The 19944-nt window shown below is 70.5% G+C and carries 17 protein-coding genes; 8 read left to right on the forward strand and 9 right to left on the reverse strand.

Going from position 1 to position 19944, the window contains the following annotated elements; translation table 11 throughout:
• Window positions 1-91 precede the first annotated feature (91 nt).
• The 3 genes from ACWDAG_RS00005 to ACWDAG_RS00015 all read right to left on the reverse strand — a co-directional run bounded on the left by ACWDAG_RS00005 (window position 92) and on the right by ACWDAG_RS00015 (window position 4451).
• Window positions 92-1648 carry an oxidoreductase gene (locus ACWDAG_RS00005; protein WP_450693279.1) on the reverse strand — a complete coding sequence of 519 codons (1557 nt, stop codon included), beginning with the start codon at window positions 1646-1648 and terminating at the stop codon, window positions 92-94.
• A 573-nt stretch (window positions 1649-2221) separates the two neighbouring features.
• Complete coding sequence (locus tag ACWDAG_RS00010; RefSeq protein ID WP_450693280.1) at window positions 2222-3193, reverse strand: TauD/TfdA dioxygenase family protein; 972 nt, start codon at window positions 3191-3193, stop codon at window positions 2222-2224.
• A 220-nt stretch (window positions 3194-3413) separates the two neighbouring features.
• Window positions 3414-4451, reverse strand: a complete 1038-nt coding sequence (locus tag ACWDAG_RS00015; RefSeq protein ID WP_450693281.1) for a LacI family DNA-binding transcriptional regulator — start codon at window positions 4449-4451, stop codon at window positions 3414-3416.
• A 400-nt stretch (window positions 4452-4851) separates the two neighbouring features.
• Between ACWDAG_RS00015 and ACWDAG_RS00020 the strand changes: the two genes are divergently transcribed.
• Both ACWDAG_RS00020 and ACWDAG_RS00025 read left to right on the forward strand, forming a co-directional pair.
• Window positions 4852-5406, forward strand: coding sequence for a hypothetical protein (locus ACWDAG_RS00020; protein ID WP_450693951.1), 555 nt, complete (start codon window positions 4852-4854; stop codon window positions 5404-5406).
• A complete protein-coding gene (locus tag ACWDAG_RS00025) occupies window positions 5313-5849 on the forward strand; it encodes an IS5 family transposase (protein ID WP_450693919.1) in 537 nt (178 codons plus the stop codon). The genes ACWDAG_RS00020 and ACWDAG_RS00025 overlap by 94 nt, the downstream gene beginning before the upstream one ends.
• Before the next feature lie 10 nt (window positions 5850-5859).
• On the opposite strand, the gene ACWDAG_RS00030 is transcribed toward ACWDAG_RS00025, so the two are convergent.
• Window positions 5860-6159, reverse strand: a complete 300-nt coding sequence (locus ACWDAG_RS00030) for an antibiotic biosynthesis monooxygenase (RefSeq protein ID WP_450693282.1) — start codon at window positions 6157-6159, stop codon at window positions 5860-5862.
• 328 nt (window positions 6160-6487) lie between these two features.
• Here ACWDAG_RS00030 and ACWDAG_RS00035 point away from each other — a divergent pair, with 328 nt between their 5' ends.
• Together ACWDAG_RS00035 and ACWDAG_RS00040 are read left to right on the forward strand one after the other, a co-directional pair.
• The gene (locus ACWDAG_RS00035) at window positions 6488-7822 is read left to right on the forward strand and encodes a PP2C family protein-serine/threonine phosphatase (protein ID WP_450693283.1); all 1335 of its coding nucleotides are present in this window, start codon (window positions 6488-6490) and stop codon (window positions 7820-7822) included.
• A 94-nt stretch (window positions 7823-7916) separates the two neighbouring features.
• Window positions 7917-8933: an MASE1 domain-containing protein gene (locus ACWDAG_RS00040; protein ID WP_450693284.1), complete on the forward strand. Its 1017-nt coding sequence runs from the start codon at window positions 7917-7919 to the stop codon at window positions 8931-8933.
• A gap of 8 nt (window positions 8934-8941) precedes the next feature.
• On the opposite strand, the gene ACWDAG_RS00045 is transcribed toward ACWDAG_RS00040, so the two are convergent.
• Window positions 8942-10816, reverse strand: coding sequence for an ABC transporter ATP-binding protein (locus ACWDAG_RS00045; RefSeq protein WP_450693285.1), 1875 nt, complete (start codon window positions 10814-10816; stop codon window positions 8942-8944).
• Between the two features lie 420 nt (window positions 10817-11236).
• Between ACWDAG_RS00045 and ACWDAG_RS00050 the strand changes: the two genes are divergently transcribed.
• Entirely contained in the window at window positions 11237-11422 is a 186-nt protein-coding gene (locus ACWDAG_RS00050; RefSeq protein WP_450693286.1) for a hypothetical protein, read from the forward strand.
• A 322-nt stretch (window positions 11423-11744) separates the two neighbouring features.
• Here the strand turns inward: ACWDAG_RS00050 and ACWDAG_RS00055 are convergent, their stop codons facing one another.
• The 4 genes from ACWDAG_RS00055 to ACWDAG_RS00070 form a co-directional block, all read right to left on the reverse strand.
• The gene (locus ACWDAG_RS00055) at window positions 11745-13070 is read right to left on the reverse strand and encodes an LLM class flavin-dependent oxidoreductase (RefSeq protein WP_450693287.1); all 1326 of its coding nucleotides are present in this window, start codon (window positions 13068-13070) and stop codon (window positions 11745-11747) included.
• A complete protein-coding gene (locus ACWDAG_RS00060) occupies window positions 13067-14122 on the reverse strand; it encodes an aliphatic sulfonate ABC transporter substrate-binding protein (protein WP_450693288.1) in 1056 nt (351 codons plus the stop codon). Before ACWDAG_RS00060 ends, ACWDAG_RS00055 begins: the two co-directional genes overlap by 4 nt.
• A 71-nt stretch (window positions 14123-14193) precedes the next feature.
• The gene (locus ACWDAG_RS00065; protein WP_450693289.1) at window positions 14194-14925 is read right to left on the reverse strand and encodes an ABC transporter ATP-binding protein; all 732 of its coding nucleotides are present in this window, start codon (window positions 14923-14925) and stop codon (window positions 14194-14196) included.
• A complete protein-coding gene (locus ACWDAG_RS00070; protein WP_450693290.1) occupies window positions 14922-15818 on the reverse strand; it encodes an ABC transporter permease in 897 nt (298 codons plus the stop codon). Before ACWDAG_RS00070 ends, ACWDAG_RS00065 begins: the two co-directional genes overlap by 4 nt.
• Window positions 15819-16383: 565 nt before the next feature.
• On the opposite strand from ACWDAG_RS00070, the gene ACWDAG_RS00075 reads away from it, so the two are divergent.
• From ACWDAG_RS00075 to ACWDAG_RS00085, 3 genes are all read left to right on the forward strand, one after another.
• A complete protein-coding gene (locus ACWDAG_RS00075; RefSeq protein ID WP_450693291.1) occupies window positions 16384-17307 on the forward strand; it encodes an LLM class F420-dependent oxidoreductase in 924 nt (307 codons plus the stop codon).
• Between the two features lie 77 nt (window positions 17308-17384).
• Window positions 17385-18209, forward strand: a complete 825-nt coding sequence (locus tag ACWDAG_RS00080) for a DUF1684 domain-containing protein (RefSeq protein WP_450693292.1) — start codon at window positions 17385-17387, stop codon at window positions 18207-18209.
• Window positions 18210-18670: 461 nt separating this feature from the next.
• Window positions 18671-19900 (forward strand): PP2C family protein-serine/threonine phosphatase, encoded by a 1230-nt coding sequence (locus ACWDAG_RS00085; RefSeq protein ID WP_450693920.1) that lies wholly within the window; start codon window positions 18671-18673, stop codon window positions 19898-19900.
• Window positions 19901-19944 lie beyond the last annotated feature (44 nt).

Genomic DNA, 19944 nt, shown 5'->3' on the forward strand with positions numbered 1-19944 from the left:
GGTGCAAGCCGGGCCCATTGGCCGTTCGTCAGATCACCACGTCCCACAGGACGTGATCATCCACGATCAAGATCCACTTTCACAACAGACCCTAGTTCTTCTGCAGGGCGCGGCTCACGCCCGCGATGACGGCCGTCGTCAGCACCCAGCCGAAGGCGATCAGCAGATAGGACAGCCACTGGAGGGTGCCGCTCGTCCAGTACCAGTTGGTGCGCTGGCCCAGACCGCCGATCGGGATCAACAGGTCGAGTGTGTAGACGAGGGGCTGGAACCGGGGCCCCTCCCCAGCCTGCACACGTGTGGGGCTGTGAGTGCCGAACGTCACGGTGCCCAGCAGGGTCAGCACGAGCAGCCAGACGCCCGCCAGCCAGGGGCGGTAGCCGTAGCCGACGGTCACGTCCAGCAACTGCCCCCAGGCGCGGGCCGCCGGCCGCAGCGTGCGGCGCCGTTGCCGCTGCTTGGCGAGCAGCACCCGGCGGGCGTCGTCGTCGTGGCCGGCCGTGCGGTACCAGCTCGCCAACTGCTCGTACGGCTGAGGGCTGTAGCCGGGGCTGCGCCGTATCCACCGCATGCGGTGCGCCACGGAGTCCGGCCGCCCCACCGCCTCCCTCCGCTCGCCCGCCACGGCCACCTTGATGGAGCCGTAGACGAAGCCGTCCAGCTCCACCGTCGGAGGCCAGCTGTGCTCGTTGTCATGGAGATACGACACCTGCGCGCCCCGCAGGTCCACCGCCTGGGACGGCGGGCGGGCGAGGGTGAGGTCGAAGTCGACGGCCTGCATGAGCATGCACAGCAGGGCCGGGCCAACGCCGTCGGCCGGCCCGTTCAGGACGGCTCCCTCGAAGGTCACGATGTCCGAGACCCGGGTACCGCGCAGCCGCACGGTGCCGTTCGCGGTGAACCCCCGGGAGAATTCGAGCGTCGAGGCCACGGCGTTGTCCAGGGCGAGGGCCACCCCGCGGGGGCCGGGGCGCTCCAGCCGCGCGCCCCGCATGAACAGCCCGCCCGGCAACTGCGCGCCCAGCAGCCGCACTTCACCGTGCGCGACGAAGCCGCCCCCGCAGAAGACACCTCCGTCCGTGACCAGGCCACCGGCCGACAGGGCCCACCCCTCGGGTGCGAGCAGTCGGGCCTTGTTGAGGTTCACTCCGCCGGTCACATGGGCGTGGGTGAGGGACAGGGCGCTGATCTCGCGGTGGAGGCCGGAGACGGGGCCGGTCTCCACCGTCGACCCCAGCAGGTCGAGACGTCCCTCGACACGCGCCGACCCCGCTTCGAGGCCGGGCACCCGGCTGCCGGTGATCGCGACGGTCCGGGTCTCGGCCCCGAAGAGGCTGACGTCCTGCTCGAACCAGCAGTCCTCGATCCAGAGGGGGTGCTCGATCCGCGCTCCGGCCAGGTTGATCCGGCCGGTTATCCGCGCGCCCGCGAGCGCCAGAGCGCCCACCGCGCCGGGCTGCACGGAGTGCGCACCGAGCAGCAGAGCGACGATCACTTCGGCCCGGACGGTCCGCCCGGGCCCCCACTGCCCACCGCCGGCCACACGGTCGTCCTCGGCCACACCGGACCGCAGATCCACGCGGCGCCCTTCGGGGAACGCGTCCCACAACTCACGTTCCGGTGGAGTCAGTTCGTCGTATGACAGCACACGGACAGAGTAGTGATCTTTCCACCCCGCGGGTCTGCTCCTTCGTGCTCCCGGCCGGGGCCGCCGAGGACTGCCGCTTGCTCGCCGTACCGGGTGAGATGGGCGCGGCGGGCGACGCCGGGAGGGCCGGCTGTCCGAGCAACTGCGGTCCGCGGGGGTGCCCGCACTCGTCGGTGCCCCGGCCGCCGGTCGCTCGGCATCCTTCTCGCCCTGCGCGCCGCCCCGCCGTGGCGGCCCACGGTCGAGTGGCTGAGCCGCACCGCGTTCGCCCTCGCCCCGGAGGCGGTGGTGAGCGTCGGCTCCGAGGTCACGCAACCCTCCGACGCCGCCCGCCCGTTCTGCGAGGCCGGCCGCGCGGCGGAGGCGGCCCTGCCCGGGCTGCCGCTGCCCGAAGGCTGTTGCTTCCACGAACTGTCCGACATCGGGCGGCACGGCACGGGACCCGCTGGTGACCTGGCACCACTGCCTCGACGCGGCCGGCAACAAGACCACGGCGGCCCGCCGCGGCGACCTCTCCCGGGACACCGTCTACCAGCGCACCGAACCGCATGTGGCGCTCGCCGCCTTTGGACGTCATGCGGGCACGATGCCTGCCCCTTCGGCGACCTTGCCGTCGGTGGACGCGCCGGAGGCGATGCCGTACGTCGGCTCCGGCACCGACGTCGGCTCCAGGAGTATCGAGCGGCGGCCGTCCACGCCGACCGGCACGTCGCCGTCGATGGTGACGCGGCGCAGGGTGCGCGCGTGGTCGCCGGAGTCGTCGACGCCGTAGTGCTGGGTGGCCCGGTTGTCCCAGACGGCGACGTCGCCGGAGCGCCACTGCCAGCGGACGGTGTTCTCCGGGCGCTCGACGTGCGACTGGAGGACGCCGATGATCGCCCGGGAGTCGGGGCCGCGCAGGCCGACCAGGCGCTGGACGAAGCTGCCCAGGAGCAGGGCGCGCTCACCGGTCTCCGGGTGCACGCGCACCACCGGGTGGTCGGTGCGGAACTTCGTGGAGGTGAACACCTTGCGGTGCTGCTCCAGTTCGACGGCGCGGGCCTCGGGGCGCGCCTCCGCGTAGTCGTAGTCGTTGGTGTGCTCGGCACGCAGGTTGTCCGCCAACAGCTTGAGGGGGTCCGGGAGTTCGGCGTAGGCGGCGGCCGTGTTGCCCCACAGGGTGTTGCCGCCGTACGGCGGGACGACCTCGGCGCGCAGGATCGAGAAGGCAGGGTAGGCGGGCACGAACGTCACGTCGGAGTGCCACTGGTTGGCGCGGCCGCCGTGGTCGTTGTCGACGCCGAAGGCGTACTTGCCGTCGACGGAAGGGACGGTGGGGTGGGCGACGGGCTCGCCGAGGAGCCAGCCGAACGCCTCGTGGCTGTCGGCGTCGAGGTGGTGCTGGTCGCGGAAGAAGACGACCTTGTGCTCCAGGATCGCGGCCCGGATCGTCGCCACGACGGCCTCGGGGAGATCACCGCCGAGGCGGACACCGGAGACGACGGCGCCGATCCGGCCGCCGACCTTCTCGACGGTGAGGGTCGCGGCGGGGGCGGAGGAGGTCATGGGAGGGCCCTTCGCGAGGTGACGGCGGTAGGTTGCCAAGACCTTGGGCGGCTCTCCGCCCGCGGGTCAACACTCCCCCGGCCCGTTTCACGACCCCGCAACACGCCCGCCATGTCGGCCGTGGCCCCGGCCCTCCCCCTGCGTACCGCGATCGCGCTCGCCGTGACGACGAGCGCGCTCGCGGACCGAACCCCGCTGACGGATCGTGGTCAGAGGTGGGTCACGTCGTGCCGCGAACCTTCAGGCTCGGTGTCAGGACGATGGGGGGTGGCACTTCGCCTGCGAGGAGTTGGTCGACCTGGTGGATGGCCAGTTCCCCCAGCCGTCGCTTGTCGAGGTGGAGGGTGGTCAGCGGCGGGTCGATCAGATCCACGACGCTCAGCCCGTCGTAGCCGAGCAGTGCGCAGTCGTCCGGTACTTGGACCCCGAGTCGACGGGCGGCCCGGAGTGCGCCGATCGCGACCAGGTCGTTGAACGCGACCACAGCGGTGAGGTCCGGGCGCGCGGCGTACAGCGTCTCGAACGCGGCGGCACCCCCGGCCGGGGACTGCTCTCCCATGACGATCCAGCCCTCGTCGACGGGCAGCGCATGTTCGCCGACGAGTTCGAGGAAGGTGTTGCGCCGGACCAGCGGGGCGCTCAGGCACTCGCAGTCGATCAGGCCGATCCGGCGGTGCCCCTGGTCGATGAGGTGCTGCATCCCGGCCCGGATTCCGGCCGCGGTGTCGATGTGGACCAAAGCGTGGTTCGACGAGTCCAGCTCGCGATCGACCAGTACCAGCGGCGTGGTGCCCACGTACGGTTCGAGCTGCGCGTCCGGATGGCTGATGTAGCCGACGAGAGCGTCGACCTGCCGGCCGAGTGAGCGGACCAGGGCCAGCTCCCGGGCCCGATCGTTCTCGCTGCTGGCCACGAGCACCTGCCAGTCGCGTTCGTCGGCGGCCGCGATCACTCCCGCCACGAACTCCGGGAAGAAGGGGTTGACCACGTCGGGGACGATGAGCCCGACGGATACGACGTCAGGGCGGACCAGCCCCCGGCCGAACCGGCTGGGCCGGTACCGCAGCTGCTTCGCGACGTCGAGCACGCGTTGCTGAGTTGCCGGGTCGATCTCCCCCTTGCCGTTGATCGCCCGGGAGACGGTCTGATGGGACACGCCTGCCGCCTGGGCGACGTCCCGGAGCGTGACGCGCTTGACGGTTCTCGCACCCCGTGCCCGCTGGTCTTCCGTTTCCCGCTGTCCGGCCACGCTGCCCACTCACTTCTGTTCCTGTGCCGCCCTGTGTCCAAGTCAATCAGGTTCACCCGCCTGCCGTGCCATCGCCGGTCCGGAGGCGGGCGTTGACGGAGTCCGCTCCCCTGGGCAAGAATCTCGTTAACGGTCACGTTAACGGTAACGGACTGAGTGAAGGAGAGCGCAGTGGCTTCATTGAGGGGCCCTCTACCGCACGAGCCCCACCCGATGTTCCGTGGCGTGTTCCGCGGCTGGCAGGCACAGGCCGGCGTCTTTTCGGCACTGCCGGACGCACCTGTGGAACCGGATGATCCGCAGCCCTGGTGGCACCGGCTGACAATTCGGCGGCAGAAGCCGAGCAGCGATGGTTCTTCGCTCAGCCGGTCCACGGTGCGGCCCCGGGGCTGCCCTGCTCCGAGCGGGGATGCTCGGAGCTGACCAGGATTCCCAGGATCGGTGCTGCAAGTCCAAGGCCGGCAATCGGCAGACCCGGCCCGGCGGCATCGCCGCCGACGGCGTCCACGTGGTCAAAGGCCGGCAGGAGTTCGACGTCGTCCGGTCGGCGCCTTCGGCGATACGCCCCCAGCCGCCGTCGACCTGGCACCTCTCCCCGCGGGCGCCTCACCGGTGGCCCGTACGTACCGCGCCCGCGCTCGCCGTGACCACCAGCGCGATCGCGACGCACTGCGGCATCGACAGCCCCTGGGAACGTCTGCTGCAGCACGTCCAGGCCGCGGCCGATGCCGCGGGAGAGATCGACTGGGACATCGCGGTGGACTCCACCGTCGTGCGCGCCCATCAGCACGCGGCCGGTGCCCGCGCCGAACCACCGCCGGCGCCCGCTCCAAAGGGGGCCGAAGTAGTGGAACATCGGTGCGAAACATCGTGGCGGAGTCTGCTCGCCCGGCTGATGGAGGTGGTGCAGGAGGTGAGGGCCTGGGCCGCTCGCGCGGCGGGTTCACCTGCACACTCCACCTGAGCGCGGATGGCCGCTGCCGCCCGCTGTCCCTGGTCGTCACCGGCGGACAACGAGCGGACTGCACCCAGTTCAAGGCCGTGCTCGAAAAGATCCCGCGTTCCGCGCATCGGGCCGGGCCGAGCCGGCAACGCACGAAACCCGACAGTCCCGCGGCCGACAAGGGATACAGCAACAGTCCGTGCCGCACCTACCTGCGGCGCCGGGGCATCCGGCACATCACCCCGGAGAAGGCCGACAGTCAGGCCGCCCGCGTGCGCAGAGGCTCACGCGGCGGACAGCCACCCGGCTTCGACGAAGAGCGGTACAAGAAGCGGAACACGGTGGAGCGGGCGATCAACAGGCTCAAGCAGTCCCGGGCCGTGGCTGCCCACTATGACAAGCGCGGCTACGTCTTCCTCGGCACTGCCACTGCGGCGGCCCTGGTCATGTGGCTCCGTACATGATCGGCCGAACCTAGTCACGGGGTTCTGCGAGAAGGTCGTCCACCACATGACATCGAATTGTGGGGAGGTGCTCAGCGATCGCCTCACTCATCATGGCTTCCCCTTCGGAGTCCACGTCCGGGCACCCCTCGCGAGTGGCGGCATCCGGCCACCGTGCGTACGCCACCCAGGTGCCGTCATCGGCCTGATGCAGACGTGATCCGTAGCTGCCGCAGTGCTTGTGCATCGCTTGTGTCACGCGGTGCCAACCAGCTGCGAACTGCTGCTCCTTGCCTTCGTGCAAACGCCACCGGTAGATCACCGCGAACATGACACGACCTCCCCCTTTGACCTCCGCGCCTCCGGAATCCGGTGGGCGTGCCCTGCCTACCCACCACACTCCAGATCGGAACTGTACATGTCAGCCTGTTGGGTGGGGGCGGTCTCTGACGATCGCAACAAGGCCACCGCCGCAACCGGCGGATCCGGCTCTGGACATGATCGGCCGGACAAGTCCCAGCTAGGCGTTGCGGGGTACCGACACGCCCCGAGCGGCCGGTCAGCGGGCCGGTTCGCGGACCGTGCCGCCGGTGGAGTAATTGCCGTTCGCCCTGGTCGGCCGTGCGACGCTGGTGTGGGGACAGGCTCAGGAGGCTGCCATGACGGGAGACAGGGAAGGGAGACAGCCGAAGCCGCCGGACCTTCGCGACCTGCAGTTGCGCCTGCGTTCCGAGGTGGGCCGGATCGACGAGCAGTTGCGCGCTTTGCTGTCCACCATGGACCGGCTGCAGGGCCTGCTGGACGCGGTGATGGCCATCAGCCGCGAGGTGGAACTCCCCGCGGTGCTGCACCGCATCGTGACCACCGCCATGGACCTGGTCGGCGCCCGCTACGGGGCACTGGGCGTTCTGAACGAGTCCGGGGAGGGCCTGGAGCAGTTCATCTCGGCCGGTCTGTCCGAGCAGGAACGCAACGCTCTGGCCGAGACCGGTCTGCCCCGGGGCCTGGGCGTCCTCGGCCACCTGATCCGCTACCCCGAGCCCCTGCGGGTCGACGACATCCCGGCCCATCCGTCCTCCGCCGGGTTCCCGCCCGCCCACCCGCGCCTGCACACCCTGCTCGGCGTCGCCGTCAGCGTGCGCGGCGAGATCTACGGCGACCTCTACCTGTCCGAGCGGCACGACGGGCAGCCCTTCGACGTGCACGACGAGAACGTCGTCGTCGCCCTGGCCGGCGCCGCCGGCATCGCGATCGAGAACGTACGCCTCTTCGAACGGATCCGGGTCGGAGCCGAGCAGTTCCAGCGGCTGCTGTTGCCCACCCTGCCCGACCTGCGGCCGTTCACCGCCGCCGCCATCTACCGGCCCGCCGCCGAGCCCAGCCAGCTCGGCGGGGACTGGTACGACGCCATCCCCCTGCCCGACAACGTGGTGGCCGTCGTCATCGGCGACGTGGTCGGCCACGATCTGCAGGCCGCGGCCGCCATGGCCTCCACCCGCAACATGCTGCGTGCGCTGCTGTTCGACCAGCGCAATTCGCCCGGTGCGATCCTCGCCCAGCTCGACCGGACGCTGGAGGCCCTCACGAACAACCCGGTCACGACCACGACCCTGGCCCGTATCGAACCGGAGGGCCCGGGCCGGCGGCTGCGCTGGAGCACCGCGGGCCATGTCCCGCCCCTGCTGATCACCCCGGAGGGCCGCGTGGAGTTCCTGCTCGTCGAACCCGGGCTGCCGCTCGGCGTCGACACCGCACAGCCCCGGCCCGACCACTCCCGCCTCCTACCGCCGGCCGCCACCGTGGTCTTCTTCACCGACGGGCTGGTCGAACATCCCGAGCATCCCATCGACGAGAGCCTGAACAAGCTCGCCGAGCTCGCCTCCGCCCAGGTCGCCCTGCCCCTGCCGGAGTTCGTGCAGGCACTGGCCGATCACCATCCCAGCGACGGTCACGACGACATGGCCATCCTCGCCCTGCGCGCCCCGGACGCCTGACACGGCCGCGCAGCCGCGTGACCCGCACCGTGGAGGATCCGCGAGATCGGGCGGATGATGAGGTGCGGGCCGATGTCGACACGGAGGTCGTCCGATGGCTGTCGTGCGGCATGAACGGCTCCGACGCAGCGGCTCGGCCGCTCTGGAGATCTGTGTCATCGCCGTGCTGTATTTCGGTTCGGCCAAGGTAGGTCTGCTCCAGCAGCTGGTGCGCGGCCAGGTCACCCCGCTGTGGCCGCCCAGCGGTATCGCGGTGGCGAGCCTGCTCCTGCGCGGCCCGCGGGTCTGGCCCGGGATCGCCCTCGGCGCGTTCCTGGTCAACGTGTCGCTGGGGCCGTCTCTCCCGGCCGTGCTCGCCATCGTGGCGGGCAACACCCTCGCGCCCGTCTGCTCCTACGTGCTGCTGCGCCGCGTGGGCTTCCGCAACGCTCTGGACCGGTTGCGGGACGCACTGGCCCTGATCTTTCTCGGGGCGTTCACCGGCATGCTGGTCAGCTCGACGACCGGCACCACGACCCTGGTCCTCGCGGGAGTGCTGGGCACGGGTGACTTCTGGCCGACGTGGTCGGTCTGGTGGACCGGTGACGCGATGGGCGTCATGTTGGTGACGCCGGTACTGCTCGTCCTGCGCTCGGTACAGAGGCCGAAGGACGCGCCGCCGTCCCGCTGGGCGGAGGGGCTGCTGCTGGTGGTCGCCACGGTCGGCGTCGGTTTCCTGGAGATCAGCCGTGCGTCGCTGCTGTTCCTCGGCATCCCGCTGTTGATCTGGGCGGCCTTCCGCTTCCAGTTGGCGGGGGTCGCGCCCTGCGCGCTGGCCGTGTCGACCTTCGCGATCATCGCCGCCGCCAGGGAATCGGGGCCGTTCCACGGTCACGACCTGCTCACCAACATGATCACCCTGCAGGCGTTCAACGGCTCCGCCACACTGACCGCGCTGCTGCTGGGTGCGGTCGTCAGCGAGCGGAACCAGACCCAGCAGGAGATCGCCCGGGCCTGCGGGCAGCTCGCCGACATGGTGACCAGGATGGCCACCGGAGACCTCCGCCCCACCCTTCCCCACCGGCAGAACGAGAGGGATGAGCAGGGCGGGCAGGCCCCGAGACGGGTGTGATCCGCCGGTCAGTGCAGATCGGCGCGAGCGGGACCACCTTCCAGGGCAGTGTCTTCCACGGCACTGCCAGCGACGGCGATGTCGTCGACGGCACTGTCGTCGAGGAACCCGCCCGACTGGTGCTGCCAGAGCTTGGCGTAGGCACCTTGCGCCGCGAGCAGTTCCTGGTGCGTGCCCTGCTCGACGATCCGTCCGCGGTCGAGGACCACGAGCCGGTCCATGCCGGCGACCGTGCTCAGCCGGTGCGCCACCACGAGCGCCGTCCGCCCCTCCATGAGCCGCCACAGCGCCTCCTGCACAAGGACCTCGCTCTCGGAGTCCAGGGCGCTGGTCGCCTCGTCGAGCAGCAGGATCGGCGCGTCCCGCAGGATCGCCCGGGCCAGGGCGACCCGCTGGCGCTGTCCGCCGGACAGCTTGACGCCGCGCTCGCCCACCATGGTGTCGAAGCCGTCCGGCAGCGCGTCGGCGAACTCGGTGACATGTGCCGCCTCGGCCGCCCGGCGGATCTCGGCGTCGGTGGCGTCCGGCCGGGCGAAGGCGATGTTCTCCTTCAGCGTGCGGTGGAACATCGCCGGGTCCTGCGGCACATAAGCGATCAGGCCCCGCAGGTCGGCCTGGCGCATCCTGCTGATGTCCTGTCCTCCGATCAGGATCCGACCGGCGTCGATGTCCGTCATCCGCAGCAGCAGCCGGGTCAGTGTGGTCTTGCCCCCACCGGACCGGCCGACGAGACCGATCTTCGTGCCGTTCGACACGGCCAGGTCCAGGCCCTGGAAGAGCGGGTCCCCACCACCGTGGGCGAAGGTCACCCGCTCGAAGCGCACGTCGGCGGGCGCCGGCAGCAGCGGCTCAGGCGTTGCCGGGTCGAGCACGGTCGGCGGAACCAGCAGCAGCTCGGTGAACTGTGCCGCCTCCGTCATCGAGCTCTCCAGGCGCCGGTAGATCTGGTTGAACTCGAACATGATCTTCGTGGCGTTGCTGTAGTACGTGAAGGCGACGACGACCGCCTCCACCCCGTGCTCGCCTCCGCCGAGCGCGACCGCGAGCAGCAGGCCCAGCACATTGGTCAGTACGGACATCGGCGCGACCAGCGTGTCGATGCGCAGGTTGCCGTAGTCCCACGACCTCAGCGTGAGCCGCCGCGAGTGGGCGACGCGGGTACGGTGCTCGGCGGCCTCACGGCGCTCCGCGGCGAACGCCCGGACCGTGTCCATGTTCATCAGACTGTCGGCGACATGCCCCGACACCCGGGCGATGGCCTCCTCCCGCTGGTCGACGAGGCGCTGGCGGCGCCGGATGAGCGGCGCCACACACAGTGCGGTCACCGTGATCATCACCAACAGCCCGACGACGAGCAGCGGTTCGTAGCGCCACAGCACCACCGATCCGAACACCAGCGGTACGAGGCTGCCCATGATGTTGAACGTCAGTGTGTCGGCGAACTCCTCGAAGCGGGAGGCGAAGCTCAGCACCCGCTTGGTGAGCGCCCCGGCGAAGTTGTCGTGGAAGAAGGCGGCGTCCTTGGCGAACAGTTCGTCCATGCCGAGCACGTACAGGTGCTCGATACCGAGGGCGTCGAGGCGGTTCAGACAGTGCAGACCGATCCGCCACAGCGTCTCCGCCAGCAGCAGGACACCGGCGAAGGCGAGGACGTACGGCAGTGTCGAACCGATCCCGATACCGGTGTCCCCGGCGATACGGCCGACGAGCTTCGCGACGACCAGCGGCGCGATGTAGTTGATGCCGATGTTGCCGAGTGCCGGGAGCAGCATGCCGGGCAGGGCCCACTGCCGCAGCCGGGCCAACTCCCGTCCGTAGTAACGAAGTGCGAGGAGCACGGAGCCCCTGCGCGGGGGCACCTTGCTTGCTTGAGGTAATCCCATTCCGATCCCGTGTGTTGTGCGGCGGGATGGGAGTGTCCCGCGACGGCACCCACGGCGTCCAAGCGTTTTTTGGGCTGATGAGGCCTTCGCCCCATGTGTCACTCGGGACCGGTGCGGCTGCTACCCGGCGGCCTCCATGCCCACCTGGTAGCAGCGTCACCGACGGGCGTCATCCTCCAACTCGGGGTTCGATGGCGCCCGTTGGCGTCATCCGGAGCCATGCGTTCGGCCAGCCGGACATCGTTCGACACCTCTGACGTTGTGCCACACCCCGACTGACACTCTCGCCACACGTCGTCCCACAGCCCTGACGACCATGTGCCCTTGGCTGAGGCACCCGTTGTCGGGGCGTTCCTCCATGCCCTCTTGCCCCGCCGTCACCCCACACGACGGCTCACCCCCCACACAGGAGGCCCCCACATGAGTCCGCGACACGCCCACGAGCGAACTGACCGATCACCCCTCTCCCGGCGCGGCAAACTGGCCGCCGCCGCCCTGCTGACGGGACCCGGCACAGCCCAGGCGGCTCCGCAGCAGCCGGCACCGGTCGCCGCGACCGCCCCGCCCTTGTCCTCCGGCCACGCCCCGATCGTCTCGACGACCTGAACGGCACGGAGTTTGGCGGCCGGAGTGACCACGGCCGAGGAGGGTGCCAGGGCGTGGTGCGCGGCAGGGCGACGGCCTGCGTCGCGGAAGGGCACGCCGGGACCGATCCGGAGGCGGCGGCCGCCCCGGATCGGGCTGCGCCCGACTGCGACGGGCCGGTGCAAGGTCACCGCAGCCGGATACGGCCGGTCGAACCACCTCCAGGAAGGGTCTTCGCGGGCGGCAGCCTGCGAAGACCCTTCACACTGCGGCCGCCCGGAAAACCCGGCGGCCGCAGGCTGACCGGCCGGAGCAGTGAACGGGTCACCCGTGGAACAGGCCGTCAGGTATGGAACTGGTTCGCCGGGACCGGCAGCCCGTAGTGCTCGCGCAGGGTCGTGCCCTCGTACTCCTCCCGGAACAGGCCCTTGCCGCGCAGGATCGGCAGCACGTGTTCGGCGAAGGCCGCGAGGCCCGACGGCAGGGCGGGGGCCATGATGTTGAACCCGTCCGCCGCGCCGCCCTCGAACCAGGAGATGATCGTGTCCGCGATCTGCTCGGGCGTGCCGACGAACTCGAAGTGGCCGCGTCCGCCGCCGAGCCGGGAGATGATCTGCCGGACCGTCAGCTGCTCACGCACCGCGAGGTCGATGATCAGGTCGGATCGACTCTGCGAGCCTTCCAGCGTCGGCCTGGCGAGGATGAAGTCCGGCAGCGGATCGTCGAGTCGGAAGACCGACGGCTCGGTCTCGAACACGGCGGCCAGCTGGCGCAGCCCGTACTCCGGGACCCGCAGCTCGTCGAACTGCCGGGCCAGCGCCCGGGCTTCCGCCTCGGTCGACCCGATGTACGGGACAATGCCCGGCAGCACGATCACACCGTCCGGGTCGCGTCCCGCGGCCCTGGTCCGGGCCTTGATGTCGGCGTAGAAGGCGGCCGCTCGCTCGTAGGTCGTGTGGGCGGTGAAGATGGCCTCGGCGTGGCGGGCCGCGAAGTCCTTGCCGTCCTCGGAGGAGCCGGCCTGGACGAGCAACGGGTAACCCTGCGGCGGCCGTTCGACGTTGAGCGGGCCGGCCACCTTGAAGTACCTGCCCTGGTGGCCGAGCCGGTGGAGTCGGTCGGGGTCGGCGTAGCGTCCCGTGCTTCGGTCCGCGACGACGGCCTCGGACTCCCAGCTGTCCCACAGTGCCTTGGCGACCTTCAGGAACTCGTCGGCGCGGGCATAGCGTTCGGCGTGGTCGGGGCGGTCGTCGAGGCCGAAGTTGGCGGCTTCGTCGGCCCCTGCCGAGGTGACGATGTTCCAGCCGGCGCGGCCACCGCTGACGTGGTCGACGGAGGCGAGCCGGCGGGCGAGGTTGTACGGCTCGTTGTACGTCGACGACACGGTGGCGATGAGGCCGATCCTGCTGGTCGCCTGGGAGAGCGCGGTCAGCAGGGTCAGTGGTTCGAGCTGGCCCGGCGGCCGGAACTCGCCGGTGCCGATGAGGGCGGGGCCGTCGGCGAGAAAGAGCGAGTCGAACTTGGCGCTCTCGGCCAACTGGGCGAGCCTGATCCAGTGCTGGAGGTCGAAGTCGGCCCGCGGGTTGCTCTCCGGCAGCCGCCACGCCGCCTCGTGGTGACCCGCCTCCATGAGGAAGGCGTTGAGGTGGAGCCTGCGTCTCTCGCTCACGACTCGACCTTCAGCTTCGAGCTGTCGTAGCCCGCCGGGAGAAGATTGTCGGTGATCGACGAGACGTCGACCTTCTTGGTGATCTGGCCCGCCTCCAGGAAGGCGTCGGCGAGCTTCTGCTCCGCCGCGATGTCCGACTTCTCCACCGGGGTCACCCGGGTCTCGAAGGCCTTCAGGGACGTCTTGGCGTCGGCCAGGGGGATGCCCTCCTCCTTGGAGATGGCCTCCGCGTACTTGTCCTCGTGCTTGATGGCCCAGGCGAACTCCTGGGCCAGCCGCTTGAGTACGTCCGTGAGGGCGGCCCGCTTGGTCTTGTCGTTCAGCGACTTCTCACTGGCGACGTAGTAGCTGCTCGTCTGGTCGATGGGCGGGAGGCCCTTGGCCAGGATCCGCGCGCCGTTCTTGACCGCGATCGCCGACTGGGGGTTCCAGATGGACCAGGCGTCCACCTTGCCGGTGTTGAAGGCGGTGGCGCCGGCCGCCGGGTCGAGGAAGACCAGCTTCACGTCCTTGGGGGTGAGGCCGACGCTCTTCAGCGCGTTCAGGGCCAGGCCGTGGGCCGAACTGCCCTGCGGGACGGCGAGCTTCTTGCCCTTCAGATCCTTGAGCGTCTTCAGCTTCGAGCCCTTGGGCACGATGATGTTCTCGCTGGACTGGGTGGGCGTGAGCGACCGGTTGACGGCGACGACCTTGAAGCCGTACTCCTTCGCGGCCCCGGTGATCGGCGGTACGTCGCCGACGCTGCCCAGGTCGATGTCGCCCGACGCGGCCGCCTGCACGAGCGGCGGACCGTAGGTGAACCGGGCGAACCTCACCTTGTACGGGGCGTTGTCGAAGACACCGGTCAGCTTCGCCAGGGCCTCGCTGCCGTCACCGCCGTTATCGCCGACGGTGAAGGTGTACTTGCTCCACTCGGGGTGCTTGGCGTCGCTCGCGTCGCCGGCGTTCTTCAGCGGCGCGGTGGTGTCGGACGACGATCCGCAGGCGGTGAGAGTGCCCGCCAGGGCGAGCGCTCCGACGGCGCCGATGACTCTGCTGGTTCTCGTACGCATAGGACGTATGGAATGTATGGGACGCATGGTATGTCGTGTGCTTTCTGTGCTGGGTGAGGGTGTGGGGGAGGTCAGAACCGGCCTGCGAGGCCGAGGTCTTCCAGGAGCCGGGCGCGGAGTTCCTCGCGGGCGACGCTCGCTTCGCGGTCCGCGGCGGAGAGCCGGACCTCGTGCGAGGTGCCGATACGGCCGTTGCTCATGACGACGATGCGGTCCGCCAGGGCGATCGCCTCGTCGACGTCGTGGGTGACGAGCAGCATGGCGGCGTGATGTCTGGTGCGCAGGGCCCGTACGAGGTCGTGCATGCGCAGCCGGGTGATGGCGTCGAGGGCCGCGAACGGCTCGTCGAGCAGCACGAGTTCGGGCTCCGAGACCAGGGCCCGCGCAAGGGACACCCGCTGGGCCTCGCCGCCGGAGAGCTCCTTGGGCCATGCCTTCTCCCGGCCCGCGAGTCCGACCTCGGCGAGCACGTCGCGGGCGCGTTGTTCCGCGCCGGGTCCGTGCAGGCCGAGCGTGACGTTGCGCAGGACGCGTTGCCACGGCAGCAGCCGGTCGGCCTGGAAGACGATCGCCCGCCGTGCCGGAACCTCCACGCGGCCTCCGTCGGGCCGGTCGAGTCCGGCGAGCAGGCGCAGCAGGGTGCTCTTGCCGCAGCCCGAGGGGCCGAGGAGGATCACCAACTCCTCGTCGCCGACGGCGAGATCGAGGTGGTCGAGCACCACCCGGTCACCGAAGCGACGGACCACCTGCTCGACGACGACCCCGGTCTGCCGACGGGGCTCGGTCGCGGCTGTGCTGCTCATGACGCCTCATAACCGGGTCGCCACCGCAGCAGCACCCGCTCTAGAGCCCGGACGAACTGATCGGCGAGCAGACCGAGGAGCGAGTAGATCACCAGCCCCACGAAGACCTGGTTGGTCTGGAGATACGTCTGCCCCTGGGTGATGAGGAAGCCGAGTCCCTTGTCCGCGTTGACGGTTTCGGCGGCGACGAGGCCCAGGACGCTGTACGCGAGGGAGAACCGCAGACCGACCAGGAACCCCGGCAGCGCACCCGGCACCAGCACGCGCGTCACCAGGCGCAGGCGGCCCGCGCCCGCCGTGCGCGCCATCTCGATCAGCCTCTGGTCGACGCCGCGGATCGCGGCGAACAGGTTGAGATACATCGGGACACCGGCCCCGAAGGAGATCAGCAGCACCTTCGTGAGCTCGTCGATGCCGAACCACACGATCATCAGCGGAAGCACCGCGAGGAGGGGGATCGTGTTGAGGACCTGCACGACGCCGTTGAACAGGAACTCACCGCTGCGCAGCAGCCCGCCGAGCACGCCGGTGACGACGCCGACCGTCAGACCGATCGCGAGACCGATGCCGGCCCGCTGCAGCGAGATGGCCAAGTCCGGCCCGAGAACGCCCTGTTGCCACAGGTCGGCGGCGGACTTCACGATCGAGGTCGGCGCCGGGGCGTATGTCTTCGCGAGCACTCCGGCGCGGGCGAGGGCCTCCCAGGCGATGAGGATCACGACCGGGGTCGTGTAGATGCCCAGTGGCCAGCGCAGCCGCTCGCGGAGTGCGGTGAGCGGTGTCCGGCGGCGGGCGTCGCGCGGCAGGAACACCTCGCGTTGCCGCGCGCTGGTCGGCTCGGCGTCCGGGACCGGCTTGGCGAGAGCCGCGGCCGGGATGCGGACCTCGGTCATGGCGCTACCGCCGGCACGTCTTCGGTGACCGCAGCGATGCGGCCGGTGAGCTTACGGATGGACACAGGCATGAGGAGGTCCCTCTCGGAGGAAACGGGCGCACCGCTGGGTGCTGAGGGGTGAAGAGCGGGAGTGGACGAGCGACTGGAGGCGGCCGAACGGGCACTTGGCAGCCGGTGCGGTGACGGCGCGGGGACAGCCGGCGACTACAGCAGGAGCGCGCCCGGGCAGATCAAGCCGACGGGGCGTGAGGTGAGGGTGGAGAAGCCGTCGCTCAGGACGCGGATACGAGGATCCCCCAGGACGGCATCACCGGCTGATGCCGGGGACCACTTACCGGGTCAGCGACAACAAAACGCGCTGGAGACGTGCGCCAGATCGATGTGGCGCCGCCGGGTCAGGTCCACGCGCGGGTTCATGGAACGGGAGTTGAGCAGAGCTCCACCAGGTTGGTCAATGACTTCTCGGACAGGTCTTGCATGGCGGACACATCGCCGCATGACTGACATGAAGCTGTCACACACGGAGCGGAATGCGGGTTCGCCGGGCATCCGTTCTGACTGACATGACTGTGGGAGTAGCACTCGACGCATCCGACGCTCAGAACCAGGTCGACACCACCGTGCGGCTGGCCCAGGAGGCCGCGGCCGCCGGGCTGCGGTCGGCCTGGTTCGGTCAGACCTTCGGCGCGGACTCACCGCAACTCGCTGCGATCGTCGGACGCGAGGTGCCGGGACTGCAGGTGGGCACCTCCGCGATCCCCGTCTTCGGCCGCCACCCGCTGCTGGTCTCCAGCCAGGCCCAGACCGCCCAGGCCGCGACGCACGGCCGCTACCACCTCGGTCTGGCCCTGGGCACGAAACTGCTGACGGAGTCCGGCTTCGGCCTGCCCTTCGAACGCCCCATCGCCCGGCTGCGTGAATTCCTCACCGCGCTACGGCAGTTGACCGAGACCGGCACGGCCGACTTCCACGGCGAACTGCTCACCGCCACCACCCCGATCCCGGCGCGCGTCCCGGGCGCCGAGAGCGGCGTGCCCCTGCTGGTCGCCGCGATGGGGCCGCAGGCGCTGCGGGTCAGCGGTGAGCTGGCGGACGGGATCCTGCCCTATCTGGCGGGACCGCGCGCCCTGGCAAAGCACATCGTTCCCGCCCTGACCGCGGCGGCCGAGGCCGCCGGCCGTCCCGCGCCCCGGATCGTGGCCCTGGTTCCCGGCGTGGTCACGGACGACGTGGACGCGGTGCGGGCGAAGGCCACCGAGAACCTCGCGTTCTACGAGCAGATCCCGTCCTACGCACGGGTCATCGAACTCTCCGGCGGCCGACGTGCCGCCGACCTGGCCGTGATCGGCGACGAGAAGACGGTCGAGGCCGAGGTACGGCGTTATCGCGACGCCGGCGCCACCGAGGTGGTGTTCTCGGGCACCGAGATCGCCGGAGAGGCGGACCGCCGGCGCACCTGGACCCTCCTCGGCGCACTGGCCGACTGAACAAGCCCCCCGACCCGCCCGAACCCCCAGCCCCTGCACCCCCGCGAGGCGCAACCTCGCGGGACGAAGGAGAACATATGACCACCGAGGCCACCTCAACGGACCTCCAGGCCTTCACCGAGAACTGGCTGGACTGGTACCGAGCCCACGAGACCCGGCTCGCCGACCCGCACGGGTTCCTGGCGATCACCGGCCAGCACTGGCTCGACGACCGGCCGCAGCGCTTCCCCGACGCACCCGGCGCCTGGCACACCGGCCCCGACGGGGTCGTCGTGGTCCTCGACGACGACGAGGAGCTGGTCGTCGACGGAACGCAGGTGCGCGGTGAACACCGCTTCGGCGTGCTGCCCGAGCGCGGCGGCGTCAACGCGGTCTGGGGAGACGCCGTGATCGAGGTCGCCAGGCGCGGCGGCAACGACATCGTGCGCCCCCGGCATCCGGACGCACCGCTGCGCACCGCCTTCACCGGAACACCCGCCTACGCGCCCGACCCGCGCTGGGCCGTCACCGGCCGGTACGTCCCCTTCGACGAGCCGCGGCCGACCACCGTGGGCGCCGCGGTCGAGGGCCTCGAACATGTCTACGACGCTCCGGGCAGGGTCGAGTTCGAACTGGACGGCCGTCAGCTGTCCCTGACCGCGTTCCCGGGACACGGTGAGGGCCGGCTGATGGTGCTGTTCACCGACGCGACCTCCGGAGTCACCACCTATGCCGCCAACCGGTCCCTGACCGTCGGCCCACCCTCTGCCGACGGCACGGTCGTCCTGGACTTCAACCGTGCCGCCAACCTGCCCTGCGCCTACACGGACCTGGCCACCTGCCCGCTGCCCCCGGCCGAGAACCGGCTGCCGGTGGCCATCGAGGCGGGCCAGAAGATCCCCCTCGAACGCGGCGGTTCCTGAGCACCACGGGCGGCGGCCGACCGGAGCGACGGCGGCCGGCCGATGCCCGCTCCGACTGGGACAGCCGTCGCCCGTGGTCGGCACGGGCGACGGCCGCCGGGCGCGAGAAGTCGCATCTCCCCTGGTACGACATCCCGCGCGGGGTCGTCCTAGCGGCCTGGGACGTGCGGGAGCTCGCCCCAGCTCGAAGCCGCCGCGAGGACGAGGGCCGGGTCTGCGGATCGTGCTCCGGACCAGCGGCCCTCGGCACCGCCGGGCGGGTAACCGAATTTCCGGTCCGGAATCCTGCAGTGGCGAGGCGAGCGCCACCCCCCTGACCGACCCATCGGCTCTACGACCGTGATCCGACATGCACATGCCCTGCCGGTGCCACCCGTGGCCGGTCGTCCCCACCCGAGCGCCCGGACCCGCTGGACCGTAGCGTGAGAGAGGGGCGGCGGGAGGTGGTTGCGTTGCCGGAGATGGATTACGCGGCGTTGTTCGCCGCCACGCCGAGCCCCTACCTGGTGCTGGGCCCGGACCTGGTCATCGCGGAGGTCAATCAGGCGTACCTGGACGCGACCGGCCGTATGCGTGAGGAACTGCTCGGCAAGCACGTCTTCGAGGCGTTCCCCGACAACCCCGCAGACCCCGAGGCGGACGGCGTCCGCAACCTCAACGCGTCCCTGCAGCGAGTGCTCGCCCTGCGGAAGCCGGACACCATGGCGCTGCAGAAGTACGACATCCCGGTCATGCGAGAGCCCGGAGCCTTCGAGGAGCGCTGGTGGTCCCCGATCAACACGCCGATCCTCGCCCCGGACGGAGGCGTGCGGTGGATCATCCACCGGGTGGAGGACGTCACCGCCTTCGTCGAGGCCCGCGTGGCCGGCAACCAGCCGCCCGTACAGCAGCTGACCAAGCGCGACGCGCTGGAGGCGGAGCTGTACGCACGGGCCCGTGAGCTGCAGCGGCTGAACGAGGAACTGCGCATGGCGCACACCCGCGAACGCCAGGTGGCCCTCACCCTGCAGGAAGCCATGCTCCAGGTGCCCGACCTGGCCCGGCATTCGGACGTCGCGGTGCGCTATCTGCCCGCGACCGGGTCACTGAACGTGTGCGGCGACTGGTACGACATGGTCAACCTGTCCGACGGCCGGTTCGCGGTGGCGGTCGGCGACGTGGTCGGCCACGGCCTGGAGGCAGCCGCCGTGATGGGCATGCTGCGCAGTGCCCTCAGCGCCGCGATCCGGGCACTGGAGTCGCCCGCCCGGGCACTGGAGGTGCTGGGCCTGTACGCACGGTCCGTCGACGGCGCGCTGAACACCACCGCCGTGAAGGCACTCGTCGACCCCCGCAGCGAGTTGATCATCTACAGCAACGCGGGACACCCGCCGCCCGTCCTGATGCACCCGGACGGCACCTGCGACCTGCTGGACAAGGCCACCGACCCGCCGCTGGGAGCCCGGCCCCAGCACGTGCCCCGCCCGCAGGCCGGTCAGGCCTACAGCCCCGGAGCCAGACTCGTGCTGTACACCGACGGGCTGATCGAACGACGCGGCGACGACATCGAGAAAGGGATCGCACGGCTGGTCGACGTCCTGCGCCTGCACCGCACCCTCGGCCCGGAACGCCTGGCCGACACCCTCCTGGCCCAGCTCGGCGTGGCAGGCGGGGCCCACGACGACATCGCCCTCGTCATCGTCCGGCTGTGATCTTCCGGCGCCTCGTGACCTCGAAGCCGCGCCCCACACAGAAG

The organism is Streptomyces sp. NPDC001157 (assembly GCF_053598255.1).